Annotated in this window: 9 protein-coding genes and 2 pseudogenes; 5 read left to right on the forward strand and 6 right to left on the reverse strand. The window is 58.1% G+C overall.

The window, feature by feature from the left end; genetic code table 11:
- Positions 1-868 precede the first annotated feature (868 nt).
- Positions 869-2,008, forward strand: a complete 1,140-nt coding sequence (locus XI08_RS08500; RefSeq protein WP_271574134.1) for an MFS transporter — start codon at positions 869-871, stop codon at positions 2,006-2,008.
- Positions 2,009-2,279: 271 nt separating this feature from the next.
- On the opposite strand, the gene XI08_RS08505 is transcribed toward XI08_RS08500, so the two are convergent.
- Positions 2,280-3,299, reverse strand: coding sequence for a GDP-L-fucose synthase family protein (locus XI08_RS08505; RefSeq protein ID WP_271553295.1), 1,020 nt, complete (start codon positions 3,297-3,299; stop codon positions 2,280-2,282).
- Positions 3,280-4,365 (reverse strand): GDP-mannose 4,6-dehydratase, encoded by a 1,086-nt coding sequence (gene gmd / locus XI08_RS08510; protein ID WP_271574100.1) that lies wholly within the window; start codon positions 4,363-4,365, stop codon positions 3,280-3,282. The genes XI08_RS08505 and gmd overlap by 20 nt, the downstream gene beginning before the upstream one ends.
- Before the next feature lie 1,432 nt (positions 4,366-5,797).
- On the opposite strand from gmd, the gene glmS reads away from it, so the two are divergent.
- The 4 genes and pseudogenes from glmS to XI08_RS08530 all read left to right on the forward strand — a co-directional run.
- Complete coding sequence (glmS, locus tag XI08_RS08515) at positions 5,798-7,624, forward strand: glutamine--fructose-6-phosphate transaminase (isomerizing) (protein WP_271574135.1); 1,827 nt, start codon at positions 5,798-5,800, stop codon at positions 7,622-7,624.
- A gap of 148 nt (positions 7,625-7,772) precedes the next feature.
- Positions 7,773-7,991, forward strand: a pseudogene (locus XI08_RS08520) (IS5/IS1182 family transposase); the annotation flags it as partial.
- A 1,383-nt stretch (positions 7,992-9,374) separates the two neighbouring features.
- A complete protein-coding gene (locus XI08_RS08525; protein ID WP_271574101.1) occupies positions 9,375-11,339 on the forward strand; it encodes a glycoside hydrolase family 127 protein in 1,965 nt (654 codons plus the stop codon).
- 288 nt (positions 11,340-11,627) lie between these two features.
- Positions 11,628-12,025 (forward strand): annotated as a pseudogene (locus tag XI08_RS08530) (IS5/IS1182 family transposase); the annotation flags it as partial.
- A gap of 114 nt (positions 12,026-12,139) precedes the next feature.
- Here the strand turns inward: XI08_RS08530 and XI08_RS08535 are convergent.
- The 4 genes from XI08_RS08535 to dctA all read right to left on the reverse strand — a co-directional run bounded on the left by XI08_RS08535 (position 12,140) and on the right by dctA (position 18,240).
- A complete protein-coding gene (locus XI08_RS08535) occupies positions 12,140-12,526 on the reverse strand; it encodes a response regulator transcription factor (RefSeq protein WP_161533237.1) in 387 nt (128 codons plus the stop codon).
- A gap of 98 nt (positions 12,527-12,624) precedes the next feature.
- Positions 12,625-13,296: a response regulator transcription factor gene (locus XI08_RS08540; RefSeq protein WP_097669510.1), complete on the reverse strand. Its 672-nt coding sequence runs from the start codon at positions 13,294-13,296 to the stop codon at positions 12,625-12,627.
- Complete coding sequence (locus XI08_RS08545; protein WP_271574102.1) at positions 13,293-15,965, reverse strand: PAS domain S-box protein; 2,673 nt, start codon at positions 15,963-15,965, stop codon at positions 13,293-13,295. Before XI08_RS08545 ends, XI08_RS08540 begins: the two co-directional genes overlap by 4 nt.
- Before the next feature lie 952 nt (positions 15,966-16,917).
- Positions 16,918-18,240 (reverse strand): C4-dicarboxylate transporter DctA, encoded by a 1,323-nt coding sequence (dctA, locus tag XI08_RS08550; protein WP_097669300.1) that lies wholly within the window; start codon positions 18,238-18,240, stop codon positions 16,918-16,920.
- Positions 18,241-19,440 lie beyond the last annotated feature (1,200 nt).

Raw genomic sequence — 19,440 nt, forward strand, 5'->3', positions numbered from 1 at the left:
TCGTAGTCGGGTATTGGGAAGGGCAGCACAGCTTCTGTTGTACGACCGAAGTCGAGAGCAGGAGCAACTCTTGAACCGGTGCACGTGACCACTGCCACTGCCATTGCGAAGACGGCCGGAGCTGCTATGCGAATGGTCAGAATCTGCCGCAATCCAGTAACCAGTGGCCGCGCTGATCCCCCGACGCGTGACCCGACGCCCTCCGGTGTGGGAAAGTTTAGAAAATGCCTGAGTTTGATGCTGCTATCTGGTTTCTGGCCGCAACGACGTGTTTTGCGGCCTTTGTAAATGGAGCCATCGGCTACGGCTTTCGTCGCTCACGGTACCCCTTGCGCTGGTTTTCTACACCAATGGGGAACCTTCTGGCCGCCTGAACCGGGACAATCGAATATCAAAAGTATCGGGCCGACATTGACGGCTTGCGCGTGATAGCGGTCCTCGTTGTATTGATCTCGCGGGTCAGCGCAGTTACTCGCGATGAGAGCTTCCGATTTTGCAAAAGCTGTCGGAAAACCTACGGTCGTGTTAGCGCCAACTACAGGCGTGGGGCGCCGTTGGCTTTGTAGGCTTTGCGACAGCCCATACTGAGCGTTGCGCCTCCGGCTGTCGCAAACCAGCAAAAAGCTATCATCTTCGTATGGCCAGCTCATCCGGGAAAGATTAGCCGAAACACCGCCCCCACGGGCTCGACAATCACCCCTACTTGTCGCTCGCCCTGTGACGTAGTCCAGCATTTGTGACGGCATCGCATTTGCAGTGATGAAGAACGTCAACTTGAGGCCATCATCGTCGAGTCGCGCGCCGCTTGCGACGCACGCAGGATGAGGGGCGCCGCGCTCGCGAGCCCGTTCTTTCAGGAGCGTCCGTGATACCATCTGCCAATTGGTCTGCCGGCGTGCTTGGGACGCGGCTGACATTTTTTGTGGCCGGATTCGGCCTCGCGGCCTGGGCGCCTTTAGTGCCAATCGCCAAGGAGCGGCTCGTGCTGGATGACCGCATGCTTGGTCTACTGCTGCTCTGCCTCGGAACGGGATCCGTCATCGCGATGCTTATGACCAGCGTGTCGAATGCCCGGTATGGCAGCAAGCCCATTATCCTCGCGGGTGGACTTGGACTCGCGATCATCCTGCCGTGCCTTGCAATTGCCGACACACCTGTCAAGCTCGGCGCCACGCTGTTTGCTTTCGGCGTTTCAATCGGCTCAATCGATGTAGCCATGAACATTCATGCGATTGAATCGGAGCGCGCCACCGGCCGTCCATTGATGTCCGGCTTCCACGCTCAGTATAGCATTGGGGAATTCACCGGCTCTGCTGTCGTGACCTCGTTCCTCTCGCTGCAGCTTGGCTCGCTTATTTCGACGTTGGTCTGTTCGGCGTTAATGACGATCGTGATTGTGTCGGCCTGGCCGGGGTTGCTCGCGACGGGTTCGAGACAGCAGGGACCACTGTTTGTCTTGCCCCATCGCAGTGTGTTGCTGATAGCTGTGCTCGCGGCTATCACCTTTCTTGTCGAAGGTGCAATGCTCGATTGGAGCGCTTTGCTTCTCGTTGAACGAGATCTTCTCGCGGAAGCGCACGGGGGCATTGGTTGTATGCTCTTCTCAATCGCCATGACCGCAGGGCGTCTCAGCGGAGATGCCGTGGTGGCGCGAATCGGCGACCGTGCCACATTGATGCTCGGGACTCTGCCAATCGTGACAGGCTTCTTGGCTGTGGTGGCGGCGCCCGTTGCGTTGATTGCTATGGCGGGGTTCCTGCTTATTGGATTGGGTATTTCAAATGTTGTTCCCGTACTGTGTCGACGCGCCGGCAAACAGAAGGTGATGCCAGCAGGCATAGCGATCGCGGTCATCACGACAGGCGGCTACACGGGTATACTCGTCGGGCCAGCCGGCATCGGGCTCATCGCACACATGTTTGGCTTGCCCGTGGCGTTCGGGATGTTAGGCGCGCTCATGTCCATCGTTACGCTGTCGGCGAGGATGATGATGACAGACCATCGCTAAAACATTGCTCGAGAGGAAATGGGCACCGGCACGCTTCCGGCTAATGATCGTCCATCGGCGTTTGAGACTTAGAGTCGATGAGCCATCAATTGTGGCAGCACGTCTCGATCATGATCATTTTCCTTTTCCTTTTCCTGCAAGTCGGCTGGCTGCGTCGGAGCTTGGATACACCGCGTCACTCGGCTTCTTGGGGGCCAACTGAGGGCGTTGTTGACAATGAACGTTCGTCAACTGCGAATCACGATTGATCGTTACGTGAGCGGCGGGTCCGCTAGGCCGGATGTTCACCGCCGATTGATCGTAGGATCGGCCCCTTATCTGGGAACAAGCGAATCACTCTGGTGCCTCCATCGCTGTCAGCGCGATACGCCCGGTATGCCAGCTGAATCCCGTCCTCCAGCGAGGTCGTGGCGCGCCAGCCGAGCCCGGACAGCCGACCCACGTCGAGCAGCTTGCGCGGCGTGCCGTCCGGGCGCGACGTGTCGAAGCTGATTTCACCGCGAAAACCGACGGCGGCCGCGACCATGAGTGCGAACTCGGCGATGCTGATGTCCTTGCCAGTACCGATATTGACCAGTTCCGGCGAGGAATAGGTCTTCATCAGATGGATGCAGGCGTCGGCGAGATCATCGACATAGAGGAATTCGCGGCGCGGCGTGCCGGTACCCCACACCACGACTTTGCCGGCGCCCGAAATTTTGGCCTCGTGGAAGCGGCGGATTAGCCCGGCGACGACATGGCTGTATTCGGGGTGATAATTGTCGCCGGGGCCGTAGAGGTTGGTCGGCATCACGCTGATGAAATCGGCGCCGTACTGGCTGCGATAGGCCTGGGCCATCTTGATGCCGGCGATCTTGGCGATGGCATAGGGTTCGTTGGTCGGCTCCAGCGGCCCGGTCAGCATCGAATCCTCTCGCAGCGGCTGCGGCGCCAGGCGCGGATAGATGCAGGAGGAGCCGAAGAACATCAGCTTCTCGCATCCATTGGCATGCGCCGCCTGGATCACGTTGCTCGATATCGCCAGATTGTCGTGGAGAAACTCGGCGCGCAGCGTGTTGTTAGCGACGATGCCGCCGACCTTGGCGGCGGCGAGGAACACGGCTTGCGGCCGCTTCGCGGCAAACCAGGCATTCACTGTGGCCTGGTCGCGCAGGTCGAGCTCGCTGCGCGACACCGTCAAGAGATCGGCCTGTTCGCGTGCCAGCCGGCGCATCAGCGCCGCGCCGACCATGCCGCGATGGCCGGCAACGAAAACCGTCTTGCCCTTCAGTTCAAACGCCGTGCTTGCCATTGGCCCCACCCTGCCTGGCTTGGACCAGATCGCTGGCGACCATTTCCCTCACCAGTTGCGAGAACGGCGTCTTCGGAGCCCAGCCGAGCTTCGCGCGCGCCTTGCTGGCATCGCCGATCAGGAGATCAACCTCGGTCGGACGGAAATAGGTCGGATCGATCTGCACCAGTGCCTCGCCGGACGCCTTGTCCACACCGACCTCTTCGACGCCCTTGCCGCGCCATTCGATGCTGCGCCCGACCTCGGCAAACGCCAGCTCGACGAACTCGCGGACCGACCGCGCCTCGCCGGTCGCGAGCACGAAGTCGCCGGGCTCGTCGACCTGCAGGATCCTGTGCATGCCCTCGACATAATCGCGAGCATGGCCCCAGTCGCGCTTGGCGTCGAGATTGCCGAGATAGAGCGTGTTCTCGAGGCCGACCTCGATGCGGGCGACGGCGCGGGTGATCTTGCGCGTCACGAAGGTCTCGCCGCGGGTCGGGCTCTCATGGTTGAACAGGATGCCGTTGCTGGCGAACATGCCATAGGCCTCACGGTAGTTCACTGTGATCCAGTAGCCATAAAGCTTGGCGACGCCATACGGCGAGCGCGGATAGAATGGCGTGGTTTCCTTCTGCGGCACCTCTTGCACCAGGCCGTAAAGCTCCGAGGTCGAGGCCTGGTAGAACCGCGTCTCATTTTCCATGCCGAGGATGCGGATCGCTTCCAAAAGGCGCAGCACACCGATCGCGTCGGCATTGGCGGTATATTCCGGGCTCTCGAAACTGACGTGGACGTGGCTCTGGGCGGCCAAGTTGTAGATCTCGGTCGGCCGGATCTGCTGCACCAGCCGAATCAGATTGGTCGAATCCGTCATGTCACCATAGTGCATCAGAAACGGCAGGTTGCCGGCATGCGGATCCTGGTAGAGATGATCGATGCGCGCTGTGTTGAACGAGGACGATCGGCGCTTGATCCCGTGCACGGTGTAGCCGAGACCTAGCAGATACTCGGCGAGATATGCGCCGTCCTGCCCGGTGACGCCGGTGATCAGCGCAACGCGCCGCTTTGAGTCCTGAGCCGCCATGATCTCTCTTAGTTGCGTCGGAAAGAAAGCCTACCTACGAAATGCTATTGCGAAGCCGTTTGTCGATAAATCTAGATGCGCAAGCGCGCTCCACCGGCAATTAGAGGAAAGCGATCATTAACTCCAGTCATACACATCGTGTAGGAAATGCACACTATATACATTGATTTATATTAGACTGGAGAAGCCGACACGTTGAGCTTCCAAACATAAAAGTCAACTAACCCTCGCAACCTGCCTGATATCCGCGATGATCCGAAGCAGGCGAGATGGATGGCAAACGCCGTTACGAGCGCCAGGGCGCGCTTCCCCCGCGGGCGATATTTGCAATGAGATAGAAGCCGACGGTCTGTGTTCCTTATCTATTCTAAAGCGCATCTACGCATTCGCGTGGTCTCGCCATGGCTTGGGAGAGTGACGAGCTGAGGCCGCGGTCGTCAATGCGTTTGTCGGCGTCACGCGATGCAAGCGAGCACACGTCAAGCCTGCGCATCAATTCGTAATCTGCACAGCTCCCGTACCGTTAATCTCCGAATAGAACACCCTGACTTGGCGGTGCCTCGTCAACCGTGATCAGTGCCCTTTGGCAATATCAACTCGTGGTAGGCAGTGGACGGTCGACGCAAGACAAAATGAGAAAGAGTAGCAAACGTCGGTATGAATCTTCGAACGTTCCGATATCGAAAGTTTACGTTCGTACAATAGAGCTCCAACGCCAATCGTTTAGTCTCGACGAGCGTGACTTGCCTCGTTCCGAGTATGATGAGCCATCTTAAACCAGCGCCGGAAAAAATGTTTCCAGTGACATGGGACAATTCTTGCTAGAGCGGCCGCGCAAATATATCGGCAGCAGACGATGTAGAAGCCACGGGCAGCGTGTCTTCTTTCTATCTGCAATGAACCAAGGCCCAGACGAACGTGAGCCTCTCGAAGAGTCTATCAGTGAGACGCAAGGACTCAATGACTCCCACATCAACTGCCGCCCGTTTCGCCGGTATCGCTGCTCACTTTCTTGGAAACTTGAGCTGCAAGTCGTGAAATGGCTCATCAGTGATGGTGAGCAAACCAGAAGATGTTTTACCGAAGGATAATTGGCCTGCCTATCTGTTCGAATGTCCTCAATCCATGGAGCCAGACTACCTGCACGATCTATCCTCGCAGCGGCTTGTTGCGACGACAGCTGTCGTCGCAACGGAGCGAGTTTGTTTGCGTCGGAATTGGATGTCGCCGGGCAAGCGCATCTGAGGATGTAGCCGGGCGAAGTGATGGTGGCCGAAGAGATCTGACTCACGCTTGTGAATGCGGCGGCGATGCAGGCGGTCCCGAAAGATCTCGAACTTGACGCCTGTTATTACCGGGCGAGCGAATTTCATAACGGGGTTCCTGTGAGGAGGAACGTCGGGCTTCTTGAACTTGGGCAGCGTTGATCGATATGTGTGGCATTGTTGGCATCTTGGGGCGTGGTCCGGTCGGTGAGCAGTTGGTCGCGTCGCTCAAGCGATTGGAATATCGTGGCTACGACTCCGCAGGCCTCGCGACTCTCGAAGGTCTCCGTATCGAGCGGCGACGCGCTGAAGGTAAGCTGAGAAACCTTGAGGAGCGGCTGCGCTATTATCCGCCGTCGGGTCGTACCGGTATTGGTCACACCCGCTGGGCGACTCATGGAAAGCCGACCGAGAGCAATGCTCATCCGCATGCGACGGAAAATGTAGCGGTCGTTCATAACGGGATCATTGAGAATTTCAGCGAGCTGCGGACCGAGCTGGAGCGGAATGGAGCCCATTTTGACTCGGAGACGGACACCGAGGTGGTGGCACATCTCGTCGAATCTTATCTCAAGAATGGCTACTCGCCGCAGGATGCGGTACAAGCGTCGCTGCCGCGCCTGCGCGGTGCCTTCGCGCTGGCATTCCTTTTCAAGGGCCACGACGATCTTTTGATCGGTGCGCGCAGGGGGTCGCCCCTTGCGATCGGATATGGTAACGGCGAAGTGTATCTAGGATCGGACGCGCTCGCGCTCGCGCCTTTGACCGACACCATTACCTATCTTGAAGACGGCGACTGGGCCGTGCTGACGCGCACGACGTGCGTGATTTATAGCGCAGAGGGCTCCGTCGTCCAGCGGGAAACATCAAAGTCTGGCGTATCGTCATTCCTTGTGGACAAAGCGAATTATCGCCACTTCATGGCCAAGGAAATCCACGAGCAGCCAACGGTGGCCGGCAAGACATTGGCGCATTATCTCGACATGGCGGCCAAGCGCGTCGCCCTGCCGCTCACATTGCCGTTCGACTTTAAATCCATTCAGCGCATCTCAATTATCGCGTGCGGCACTGCAAGCTATGCCGGGCACATTGCCAAATACTGGTTTGAGCGGCTGGCGCGCTTGCCTGTCGAGATCGATGTAGCGTCCGAGTTCCGCTATCGGGAGGCGCCTCTGCGCCGGGGGGATCTCGCCATCGTCATCTCGCAGTCGGGCGAAACCGCTGACACACTGGCTGCGTTGCGATACGCCAGGGGCCAGGGGGTGCACACGATATCTGTGGTCAACGTTCCGACCTCGACGATTGCACGCGAGAGCGAATCCGTTCTGCTGACGCTGGCGGGGCCAGAAATCGGCGTCGCCTCCACAAAGGCATTCATCTGCCAGCTGTTGGTATTGGCAGCGCTTGCCGTCGCAGCAGGCAAAGAGCGCGGTAAGCTCTCTGAGATCGATGAATCGAAGCTCGTGCGTGAGCTTATCGAAGTGCCGCGGTTGATTGCTGCGGCGCTGTTGATCGAGCCGCAGATCGAGAAGCTCGCGCATTATATCGCCGACTCAAGGGGCGTGCTCTATCTCGGTCGGGGCACGTCGGCCCCCCTGGCGTTGGAGGGCGCACTCAAGCTGAAGGAAATTTCCTATATCCACGCAGAAGGTTATGCCGCCGGCGAGCTCAAGCACGGACCGATCGCGCTGATCGATGAGACCGTGCCTGTGGTGGTGATCGCGCCCTACGACAAGGTCTTCGAAAAGACCGTCTCGAACATGCAAGAAGTTGCCGCTCGGGGCGGCAAGATCATCCTGATCACCGATGCGAAGGGTGCTTTGGAAGCGACCGTGGATACACTCATGACCCTTGTGCTGCCTGAGATGGTCGCAAGCTTTACGCCGATGGTCTATGCCATTCCGGTTCAGCTCTTGGCTTACCATACCGCCCTCGTAAGGGGCACGGACGTGGATCAGCCGCGTAATCTCGCAAAATCGGTGACTGTCGAATGAGGCCGCGGTGTTAGTATCTGAGCATTGAGGCCTCCGCGTCGAGGTGTTGGGCTTGCGTTTGGTCGCGTCGAGTTCGTGGGGCCGGAACCGGACAAGTTCTTTGCGATTCGTGATTCCCTGACGGCGGTCATCGGCATTGGGGACGGCGATGAGCAAACCGCGGGATGATCGCCAGAAAGAGCTGTGCTTCCGGCGCTCGATCAGATCATCGACATGGGCCACCCGCTGGTGCGGTTGGCGGCGCTGATCGACTGGAAGTTCTGGCCTGCCGACGCGGCTTGTCGCCGGCCTGTTCATCCTGAAGCACATGCACAATCTCTCGGATGAGGTGCTGTGCGCCCGCTGGACCGAGAACCCCTATTACCGTGTGCCACGAACACCGGCGGCGACGCCGGTGATGCTGTGTTGAAGATGGGAGTCTGGCCTCCCGGAGCCGGCCTGCAGGGGCAGGCTTCAAACCACCTCATGCTGCCGCGTTCAAAAGGCGCGGTGGTGAGCGATGAGGAAAAAGGCGGTGAATGAAACCGTCAGGTAAGTGACAAGAAGATGAGTGCAAGCGAACCGCCGATGACGTATCGAAATGGGTTCAAGACGCTGTCAAAACGGGCGTGGGGTAGTAGCGCTCGGAGGAGTGTGGGCGGAGCCTGTTTACGGCCCACGCGGCAGCCGGTGCATAGGCGGCATGATCTCGTCACAGGCTTCAACACGGAACGTGGGAACCTGACGCAATGCGTCAGGGGCGGAGCAACCCGTAATAGTGAGGAAGCGGCTGTAATGGCCGTGGAGCAAAGGGGTTGCGTTATCCTGCCGGCGTCACTGCGCCAACCGGGCCGCTCGAGTGGAACGGTCGATAACAATCGGGAATTGCGGACAATTGGGAGATCCAAGTCGGCTCCTGGTTACCCAGCCTGCAACCGCTTTGCAGGGCCAGATCAGCCTGAAACGCGATGCAGAACTAATCCTCACACCTTGCCGAAGCCGACGAGCAAATCGGTGCAGACAGCTTCGGGTCGCTCCGCCGCGGCTAATTCATTGGCAGCGCCTGCGCGCGATCACTTACTTTTCATGACCGCCAGCATTCGCGCCACGTCGGGAAGTTGAGCACGCGCTTCGCCCCCGAAACGATTGCTTGGGATTAGCGGTCCAGTTTCTCCCTTAGATCGCGCGTAGCAGCAACTCATTCAATCCGGTTGAGCACGCGCCACCGCGGCCCTCTCCACCTGCTACGCGTCATCAAAGGATCGTTAGAAACCGGACATTCCCGCGCAAAGCCGAGCGCCTGGTATCAAGTGCAGGTAATTCGCCGCGTCGGAAGGACGCGGCGCCACCGGCTATGTGCGGCAGGCAAGTATTATTGGCCATTATCTGACCCAGCGACAGCCGACCGGCTCGTATAGCAGGATCGACCAGCCTCGCGGCGACGCGGGATTTGGCACGACTGGCAAATTCGGTTGGTGGGCCAGCGATCGCATCGGGTTCCTATCGCGGAGCCGTAGATCTGGTTGACCAGAACAACCGCTCCTCATTCTCGGCATGGGAATTGCTATCCCGCTCCTCGAACGAGACTGCTGTCAGCGCATGTCTGGGAGTGCGGCGCCGTAGGGCAGCCTCTACGTCTCTATCGTTTCAACGCTCGCACCGAGAATACGATTATGCACGCAAATCTTAGGGTCACAACCTCAACAACGCAACATAGTGAGCTGGCTTGCTGGGTTAGGCGTCCGTTCGCAATACTCCAAGGAGGAACGAGATGAATGATCGGAATGTGGCCGAAGTCGATCTTCACGACCTACAGGTCTTGGATCCGCTGATTGGGAAATGCCAGCAGCTGGTCAGGGAAGTGACAATTCCCTACCAATGGGAGGTGCTGAACGATCGCGATCCCGAGGCAATACCGAGCCACGCGGTAGAGAACTTCCGCCTTGCCGCCGGACGTGCGAGGGGCCAGTTCCATGGCACGGTTTTTCAGGACAGTGACGTCGCAAAATGGCTTGAGGCGGCTGCATGGTCGCTATGCCAGGCACCCAATCCAGACCTGGAGAAAGCCGCTGATGAGCTGATTGAATTGATTGCGGCGGCCCAATGCGGCGACGGCTACCTCAACACTTATTTCATACTGAACGCGCCTCAGGAGCGCTGGACCAACCTAGCGGAGTGCCACGAGCTTTATTGCGCCGGCCACTTGATTGAAGCGGGTGTCGCGTTCTTTCAGGCGACTGGCAAACGGCGATTGCTGGAGGTCGTTTGCAGGCTTGCTGACCACATCGGCAGAGTTTTTGGCCCGGAGCGCGATCAGTTACACGGCTACGATGGCCATCCGGAAATCGAACTTGCGTTGGCACGCCTCTACGAAGCGACAAAGGAGCAGCGATATCTCACGCTAGCCAACTATTTCGTGGAGCAACGCGGCACGGAGCCACACTTCTACGACATTGAGTACGAGAAACGCCAGCAATCCTGCGTCCCCAAATCGGACGGCACGCCTTGGATGATAAAAAATAAAGCGTATAGCCAAGCGCACTTGCCACTTTCGGAGCAGCGGACTGCAATCGGTCATGCGGTTCGTTTTGTATACCTCATGACCGCGGTAGCTCATCTCGCGCGTCTGCGCCAGAACGAGCAGCAGCGCCAAGCTTGCCTACGGCTATGGCAAAACATGGTCCAGCGCCAGATCTATATTACCGGAGCCATCGGCTCGCAAGTCGCTGGCGAAGCGTTCAGCAGCGATTACGATCTGCCGAATGATACGGCGTACGCGGAAAGTTGCGCATCGATTGGCCTGATGATGTTCGCACGCCGTATGCTGGAGATGGAACTGGACGGTCGCTATGCGGAGGTGATGGAGCGCGCGCTCTACAATACCGTTCTCGGCAGTATCGCGTTCGACGGGCGTCACTATTTCTATGTTAACCCGCTCGAAGTGCATCCTAAAACGCTGAGGTCTAATGGCATCTACAATCACGTCTCGCCGGTGCGACGACGCTGGTTTGGCTGCGCGTGCTGTCCACCGAACATCGCACGCCTTTTCACATCGATTGGTCATTACATCTACACGCCCCGCACCGACGTGCTCTATGTAAACCTCTACGTTGGTAATAGGGTGGCTATATCCATCGACGGACATACGCTGCAGTTGCTCGTAAGCGGCAGCTATCCCTGGAGAGACGAGGTGGAAATCGCCGTCGAATCTGCGCCGCCAATTGCCCACACGCTCGCCCTGCGCCTGCCGGAATGGTGTAGCGCGCCGCAGGCGAGCCTGAACGGCGAGCCTGTCAATTGCGAGCCGCGCAAGGGCTATTTGCACATTCGTCGAACATGGCGGCAGGGAGATCGCGTCAAACTATCGCTGCCGATGCAAGTGCGTCGCGTATACGGCCATCCACAAGTTCGCAATTTGGCCGGCAAGGTGGCCATCCAGCGTGGCCCGTTAATTTATTGTCTGGAGGAAGCCGACAATGGGACCGAGTTACACAACGTTTGGCTTCATGCAGACAGTCGGTTTTCCCTTGTCGAAGGAACTGGTCTCTTTAACGGCAAGATCTTGCTGCAGGCTGACGGGGCGCGGTTGCAACACACCCATTCTGAAGAAGCGGTGCTTTATCAGTACGACAAAGTGGCTGGACAGCTAGAACCGCAGCGGCTGACATTCATTCCGTGGTTCAGCTGGGCTAACCGCGGCGAAGGCGAAATGCGGATTTGGATAAATGAGCATTGACGCCGAACGCGCGGGGCGCGCTTCCACGAATCGAAGTTTGATAACTTTTCTAGCGATATCGTTGCTCAAAGTCTGGAAATCGGCCAAAATATGGAAGGCGGCTCGTCCGCGAACTCCACTGCAACGTCGACACCAGAACCCGACATGAGGTGGCGCGGCGCAACTCCGGCGTCAGCAGGTCAATCATCGATCGACCTGATTTCTAATGGAGGAGCATCCTCGGGCGTGCTCGCCGCCTCTCATCAAACCTGATGAATGCCAATGGCACGAGCGTACCAAGGCGCTGCAGGCAATCCCTTTGACGGCCACACGCTCGGCCCCGTGGTCGCCGACATGGAGAAGCTCACCGGCATGGAGGCTCGTCGTATCCACGTCGAAAAGGGGTACTGCGGCCCAACTACCCGCACCGGTTCAGGGTCTGGATCTCGGGTCAGGTTCGCCGCGTCACGGCTTCCATCCGGAGCGAGATGAAGCGTCGCGCGGCTGTCGAACCCGTCATCGGTCACGTCAAGGCCGAGCACCGCATGGACCGGAACTATCTCAAAGGCCGCGTCGGTGACCGCATCAACGCCGTCCTCGCCGCGGCCAGCTACAACTTCGGCCTGCTCCCGCGATGGCTCGCAGAACTCTTGCTTGCCATCATCCGCGCCTTCGCCGAAACTGTCCCGGCTCAAAAGATCGCTTAAATCAGCGCTCGTCCGCATTCGTCACGGAGAACAACTTAATCCGTCGTCCTGGCGAGATTGTCGTCGCGTGGAGCGTTTAGATCGGACATGAACCCAAGCTGCAGGTTGATTGCATCAGATGCCCTCTCGGCCACCATACGCCTTCAGTGCGGTATCGAGGAGCTCGATTAACGCTTGTCCGCCAAAGGGTTTGGCGAGGAAGCCAATCGCTCCGGCGCCCAGGGCTGACGCGCGCACGCGGTCGTTGGGGAAAGCCGTAATGAAAATGAACGGTGCGTCGTAGCCACGCGTCCGCATCTCTGCCAACAGCTCCAGGCCGCTCATAGCCGACATCTGCACATCGGTAATGACACAGGATGTCTCGTTCAACTGCGGCGACCGCAAGAGTTCCTCGGCCGACGCAAATATTCGGACGATGTAGCCACGCGATTTCAAAAGGTTCTCTGTCGCCGCACGGACTGAGGCGTCGTCGTCAACGACGGAAATCAAAGGCGTAGACAACACGAGCCCTCCCGACGCGGGTATAGTGGCTGCCAAAGTAGTAGCCACATTCGCCGAAAGTGGGCTTGAGTGACGAAATTGTAAAATCATACGTGGGTTTATTCGGGACGATTGGCGCGGATTCCCAGCGTCTCAGTCATTCTGATCAAGTCGGCCAGCGACCGGGCACGCATCTTTTTCATGACGTGTCCACGGTAGATCTTGACCGTAATCTCGGCGAGCCCAAGCTCGGCTGCTACCTGCTTGTTCATCAGGCCGGCCGCGACCAGTTTCATCACCGCCTGCTCGCGCGGGCTTAAGGTTTCAAATAGAGACTGCAGCTTCGCGACGGTCTGCTGAGCCTGCCGTCTTTTGCGATCGCGTTCGGTCGCCGCAACCACGGCATCAAGGAGTTCCTGGTCGCGAAACGGTTTGCTGAGAAAATCGACCGCTCCTTCCTTCATGGCCCTGACGCTCATGGGAACGTCGCCATGGCCGGTAATGAAAATGATCGGAATATGTATGTTTAACCTCGCCAGCTCGGTCTGGTATTCAAGGCCGCTCAAGCCTGGCAGCCGGACATCAAGAACGAGACAGCTAACAACGTCCGGAACTGTGCTCTGCAGCATTTCGCGGGCCGATCCGAATGCAACCACGTCCAACCCTACCGATCGAAAAAGGTTCGTAAGCGAGCGACGCAGGGAGATGTCATCCTCGACGACGAAGACTATCGGCTTTGTCGACGCCTCGGCATTGCTGCCTTCACCTGGCGAGTCAAATCGTCCTGTCACGAGACGGCCTCCTTATGCAGCGGCAGGGCAAACTGGAAGGTCGCGCCCGGTCCATCTTTGTGGACGATTGACAGCCGCCCTCCGTGAGCTTCCACGATCGATCGGCAGATCGAAAGACCCATTCCAAGGCCACTCGCCTTTGTGGTGAAGAAGGGATCTAAGACGCGGTCCGCGTCGTCTTCGGCGACCCCGACGCCGCAATCGGTCACGGCAAGCTGCACGTGCCCCAGATCGTCCTTTGATGATTGAATCAGCAGTTCGCGCGTCCGGTCTGTAACGGCGTCCATGGCTTCGATTCCGTTCATCACCAGATTGATGATCACCTGTTGTAGCTGAATCCGGTCGCCGAAGATCATGGGCAGCGCGGCCGTCAACTCGGTTCGTAACGTCACTCGGTGGCTAACCAGCTCTCGTGTTACCAGCGCAATGACGTCCTTAACGACCTCATTGATATCGAGCGGCACCATCTCAATCTGGCCTTTCTTCGCGAGTGTGCGAACACGACGGATCACCTCGCTTGCCCGGATCGCGTCTTCGATGATCCACTCCACCGAAGAGCGCGCGGCGGAAAGATCAGGAGCGTCGCGACCCATCCAACCGAGGCACGCATCGGCGTTGCTGATAATAGCGGCGAGTGGCTGGTTTATTTCGTGGGCGATGGAAGTTGTCAGCTCGCCTAACGTCGTTACACGCGTCACATGCGCAAGCTCCGCCTGTGCCTTTCGTAGTGCTTGCTCGGCTTGATCGGCGCGAATGGTAGCGGTGATATCAGTGCTGACGCCGCGGTAGCCGAGAAAATTGCCCTTTCCATCGAAAAAAGGCTTGCCACTCGTGCGGACGTAGATCAGAGATCCCATCCGAGTCACGGTGCGGTAGACGAGATCCCGAAACGGGAGATGGGCCTCCAACATCGCCCGATGCTGCCGCCACTTCTCGGGTTCCTCTTCGACGTCGCACGCAATGTCCCAGCGAAGCAGGCCCATCACTTCTGTCGCCAAAATTCCCGCAGTGCTGGTGTGCTCGGATAAGTGAGTGACCTGATGATCCGGCCCGGTCTCCCAGAGCCAGTCGGAAGCTGTTTCGGCGTAGTCGCGAAAGCGCTGTTCGCTTTCGCGCAGCGCAGCAAGTGTGTTCTCCAGGCGTTCCCTAGCTGCGTGCTGTTCGGTGACATCCATATGTGTTCCGATCAGCTCGCTGACGTTACCGTCGCTGCCGACCACCACGTGCGCAACGGCGTGTATGCGCCTGATCCCGCCATCTGGTAGAAGGATACGGAAATCATATTCGAACCGCCCCTCCTTGTGTTCAATTGCCTGGCGCTGCACCTCCTGTAGCCGCGGCAAGTCGTCCGGATGGATGCGCGATCGAATGGTCTCTATCGATACCGGCTCTTGTGGGCTAAAGCCAAACAGACGATCGACCTCGGCGGAGCGATACACGAAATCTAGACCGTAGACGTCCCAGGACCAGCTGCCCGTGTGACTGAGATGCTGGGCTTCGGCCAGATAGGCCTCGCTCCGGCGCAGCTGCTGTTCTGCTCGCCTCGCCGCCGTGATATCCGTAGCTGCCCCAACAAACTCGATCTCACCAGAGGCAGTTCTCGTGACTCGTGCCCGCGCATGGATGTGCTTCACCGAGCCGTCCGGTAGCAGCAGCCGGTATTCGTGCTCGAAATCGCTCAGGTCTCGCATCCCTCGATCGATAGTTTCTCGAACCGAAGCCCTATCATCTGGATGAGTGCGCTCAACGACGAGCTGCGGCGTCGGGACCGTCTCAGGGTCTAGTTGGAAAATCCGAAATGTTTCCTTTGACCAGAGGGCCTTGCCGGTGGTGGCGTTCCAGCTGAAGCTGCCCGTATGGCTCAACTCCTGCGCCTGGGCCAAATGTGCTTCGCTCCGCTGCAGGGCAAGTTCGGTCCGCTTTCGCTCCGTGATATCTTCGCAGGCTATAAGGATGATGGGCTGGTCATCGGTCCAGAGCATGGCTTTGGCGTTTTCACGTACCCACAATATCGAGCCGTCCTTCCTGACTTTCTGGACATCCCAAGTGCGCGATTGTCCGATATCCTCAAGGCATTTCCGAACGCATTGGCGAACGAACGCGCGATCCTCCTCAAGAAAAACGCGCAGCACGGATTGACCGGTCAGTTCAGCACGAGCATAACCGAGTTGTGTCGCGCCGAACGTATTGACGTTGAGGACAGTGCCGGCTTCATCGACCATGAAGTACATGGCCGGATTGTGCTCGAAGATTGCGCGCCAGCGTTTTTCGCGATCCTCTAAATCCGCCGCACTCTGCTGAAGCTTGGCCGCGGCCACACGCGCAGCCTCTCTTTCCTGGCGGAGCTTTCCGATCAGGTGCGTTCCCACAATCGAGACAATAAAAAAAGCAACAACTACCGGAAGATCTTGCGGGTCATCGATTCGCAGACTGAACGCCGGCGGCGCAAAGTAGTAGGTGAGAGCAGCGATGGCTAGGATGCAGAGCGCTGATGACGCGACGAAGCTGCCCATCAATGAAAACAGCAAGACCACTAACAAATAGGCGAACGCCGTCGCGGCGAAATGCGAATGAAGGTACAAGCAAAGCAGTGTTACCGCGGCCAGCGTTATGCTGCCGAAAGTAAATTGAGGAGCTGAACGTTTAAAATTGCTGATGTGGCTACGCATTTTGATAACGTCCGGCCTTTCCGGCGGGAGAACTATAACATTTTAGGCAAAAATGGGGCAATCCCCGGCGCCCCTGGTGGGCGGTTCCGAGATTGATTGCTTGCTGCGGAACTCAGCACGCGCCGAGAAAAAACGCATCATAGACATACGTATAGTTGTTCTAAACATTCTAATATTGCGCGCCGGCGCGCCTGCATTCGAAGCTGAGATGTCTGCTTTCCTCAGCTGTCGATAACCTCAGGGCAGGCGCTTGAGGCTGCGGCCGATGACAACCCCCTTACGCCAACGGCACAAGGACAGCGGCTGCAGTTTCCCCAAGACCTGGAGGCGGAACAATCAGGCGCCCCTCGCCGAACCCGGCAAGAGCAGGGACAAGCTGCCGGACCACTCATCTCGCCGGCACGATCGGTCATGCGGAAGAAAGCGCAATGGTCATGTGTCAAAAAGCGAGGGCGAAGTTACGCGACTGCTTTGGTGCCCTAGGGCCAGCACGCCAGATGTGGAGGACCTTTCCCCGAGTAGTTAGCCGCAATCGAGCGCGCAACGACGCCGGACCGGCACCAGCCGTGTGCGTGGTCGGGCGAGGCAAGTGCAGTGACCGCGCACATCGGCATTTGTTGGCTGGACCAACACCCAGCTCCGTCAGGCTGACACGTTCTGTCGCTATCATGTTATCTAGCCCGGCAAAATGTTGCACAAGCGTTCAGATAGCCGGGAGCATTGACGGCCAAAGACGCGCTTGAAATGACTGTTAAAAAGCTCCTACTCTTTTTGCTCGCGTGGGGCATCTTTTCAGGGGCGGCCGCCGGGCGCGACGCGGAGGGCTGCGCACTGGAGATCGCGTGAGAAAGTCCCGGCTCGTGTCAAGTCGACTGTGCGGATTCGAAGTGCGAGAAATGTGGCTCCGCTTGCATTCGATGCGTCTTCGAATGGCGGCGGTCAAGTCCGGGACCTACCTCATTGTTCTTTTACTATCGATAGTGCTGGAAACGGTGGGCTGGTTGAGACGAGCCTGCAGCGTCTTGTGCTCGAGCTCGTTTTCCCACCAGGATACGAACACGGCGGCGATGCCATTGCCGGTGATGTTGGTAAGGGCGCGCACCTCACTCATGAACTTGTCGATCGAAAACACGATTGCCATGCCCGGCACCAGCGCCGGATTGACCACCGACAGCGTTGCAGCGAGCGTGATAAAGCCGGCGCCGGTGACGCCGCTTGCTCCCTTCGACGTTAGCATTGCCACGAGCAGGATCGTGAGCTGCTGGCCAAAGGTGAGATCGACCCCGAGTGCCCGGGCAATAAACAATGTCGCAAGTGTCATGTAGATATTGGTGCCGTCGAGGTTGAAGGAGTAGCCAGTAGGCACCACCAGGCCGACCACGGGCTTGGAGCAGCCCAGCCGTTCGAGCTTCTCCATCAATTGCGGCAGCGCGCTTTCAGAGGACGAAGTGCCGAGCACGATCAGAAGCTCGTCCTTGATATAGATAATGAACTTGAATATTGAAAAGCCTACGAGGCGCGCGATCAGACCGAGCACCACCGCCACAAATAGCGCCGCCGTAGCGTAAAACAGCGCGATCAGACCGATCAGATTGCCGAGTGCTGCCGGCCCGAACTTGCCGATCGTGAAGGCCATGGCGCCGAAGGCGCCGATCGGGGCCGCTTTCATTATGATAGCGATTACGCCGAACACCGCGTTCGCGACGTCGTCAATGATGCCGCGCAGGCGCTCCCCACGCTCTCCCAGCGCCATCAGCGAAAAGCCGAATAGGATCGCGAATAGGAGAACCTGCAGAACATCGCCGCGAGAGAAGGCGCCGACCACGGTATCGGGAATGATGTTGAGAAAGATATCAACGGTCTTCGAGGCTTCCGCCTGCTTGACGTAATTGGCGACCGCCGCAGCATTCGGCTTAACCGCAAGGCCATGTCCGATTTGGACCAGATTGCCCATAACGAGGCCCAAAAGCAATGCAAAGCTGGAGACGATCTCGAAATAGACCAGCGCCTTGACGCCGACGCGCCCGACTTTCTTCGCATCTTGAATATGCGCGATACCAGATGTGACGGTGCAGAAAATAATCGGCGCGATCACCATCTTGATGAGCTTGATGAACCCGTCACCGAGCGCCTTGACCCAGTCGTTGGTCGCGACGGACGGCCATAGGCAGCCGACCATGGCGCCAATCAAGATCGCAATCAGCACTTGGACGTAGAGAATCTTATACCAAGTTTGCGACGCGCGCGCGGGCGCCGCAGTTGCCATGGTGGTCATGACGCTTCCTTCCCGAAAATACTCGAATGTGAGCCGTCCCGTCGTTGAGAGGAGACAGCGTCATACGAGACTCATCATTTTTTAGCCGGGTCCAATTGGAGACGGTTCCGAGAGCCGGCGCGTCGTTCCAAGGGCAGGCGTTCAGTTACGTATCCTTTCTCGTTAAGCAAGATATGCACCAGACGCGCAAACTGCGGCCGATTAAGTAGTCGCGGACAAACTGCCTGTCTCCGGGTGGCATCGGCTTGAGTGCTCAAACCGCGTTCGCAAGGTCGAACGAGAAGTTGCAGCGTGACTCGTAACTTGATCGGCTGGGCGCATTAGCGGAGTCACGGATCGGCCTGGAAGCCTAGCGTGATCGATATGCGCCGATTGCGGAGATGGATGCAACAGTAGGCTACATCGGTAAAATTGATAGTTTGGATTGTAGGCATCCATGCGATGGAAGCCTGATTTAGGAAGTCGATTGCACGGAAAAATCGCCTATGGATGCACTGCGTTGTCGCTAGCGGCGAAGCTTGTTTTCGTGCAAAGGGCATTTGTCTCCAGGCGTGTGCTAACGATTCCCATTAGGCAGGTTGGTTGAGAGGCGGCCTTCGCTCTTGGCCCCGCGCGCCTTTTGCCGCGTCGCAGAAGCAGCGTTACAATGATTTCTCCGCTAGATCGTTCGCGTTGCTGCCAACGGCAGGCTTTCTGCGATCCGTTCCATTACCGGCGCGGCGAGTGCGGCCTTTGAGCCATCGACAAACCAAACAGGCATGTCTCGGGGCGTCAAATGCTGCCGTTTCGTTGCGCGACTGTCGCTGTCTGCTCGGGAACAAAGATGCCGTAAATCTGACAGATCGTTAGATCCGCTCCACAGCGACGTCGTGCGTCTATGCGAATTTCTCTCACGTAGAGCATAGAGCGCGCCACAGTGCGCACGCGGCACAGGAATTGCTGATGGCGAACGAGCAGCTGCCGCCGTCAGATGGATGGAAAGGTGGCCCAGTCACAGGAGTTGCCGATGAGGCTTGCGATTTGCAGAAACGACGCGCGTGAATGTGGCGGCTACAAAGTGCCGCGCGACTAAAGGGCGATCCGCGCCACATCCCTGGGCGAGCCGGACGTGCAGGCGATCACTGTGCCGATACGGCGACCTGATCTCATTGTTGGGCTGACGTATGGATGTCTTTTCGGCAGAGATTGCGGATCCGTTGC

It is taken from the genome of Bradyrhizobium sp. CCBAU 11361, from assembly GCF_028128935.1.
In the GTDB taxonomy this organism is placed as follows: domain Bacteria; phylum Pseudomonadota; class Alphaproteobacteria; order Rhizobiales; family Xanthobacteraceae; genus Bradyrhizobium; species Bradyrhizobium niftali.

What these genes read in the sequence shown, in the direction of transcription:
- XI08_RS08505 (WP_271553295.1), bottom strand. Translation starts at nt 3,299, where the DNA reads ATGGCAAGCACGGCGTTTGAACTGAAGGGCAAGACGGTTTTCGTTGCC.
- gmd (WP_271574100.1), bottom strand. Translation starts at nt 4,365, where the DNA reads ATGGCGGCTCAGGACTCAAAGCGGCGCGTTGCGCTGATCACCGGCGTC.
- glmS (WP_271574135.1), top strand. Translation starts at nt 5,798, where the DNA reads ATGTGTGGCATTGTTGGCATCTTGGGGCGTGGTCCGGTCGGTGAGCAG.
- XI08_RS08525 (WP_271574101.1), top strand. Translation starts at nt 9,375, where the DNA reads ATGAATGATCGGAATGTGGCCGAAGTCGATCTTCACGACCTACAGGTC.
- XI08_RS08545 (WP_271574102.1), bottom strand. Translation starts at nt 15,965, where the DNA reads ATGCGTAGCCACATCAGCAATTTTAAACGTTCAGCTCCTCAATTTACT.
- dctA (WP_097669300.1), bottom strand. Translation starts at nt 18,240, where the DNA reads ATGACCACCATGGCAACTGCGGCGCCCGCGCGCGCGTCGCAAACTTGG.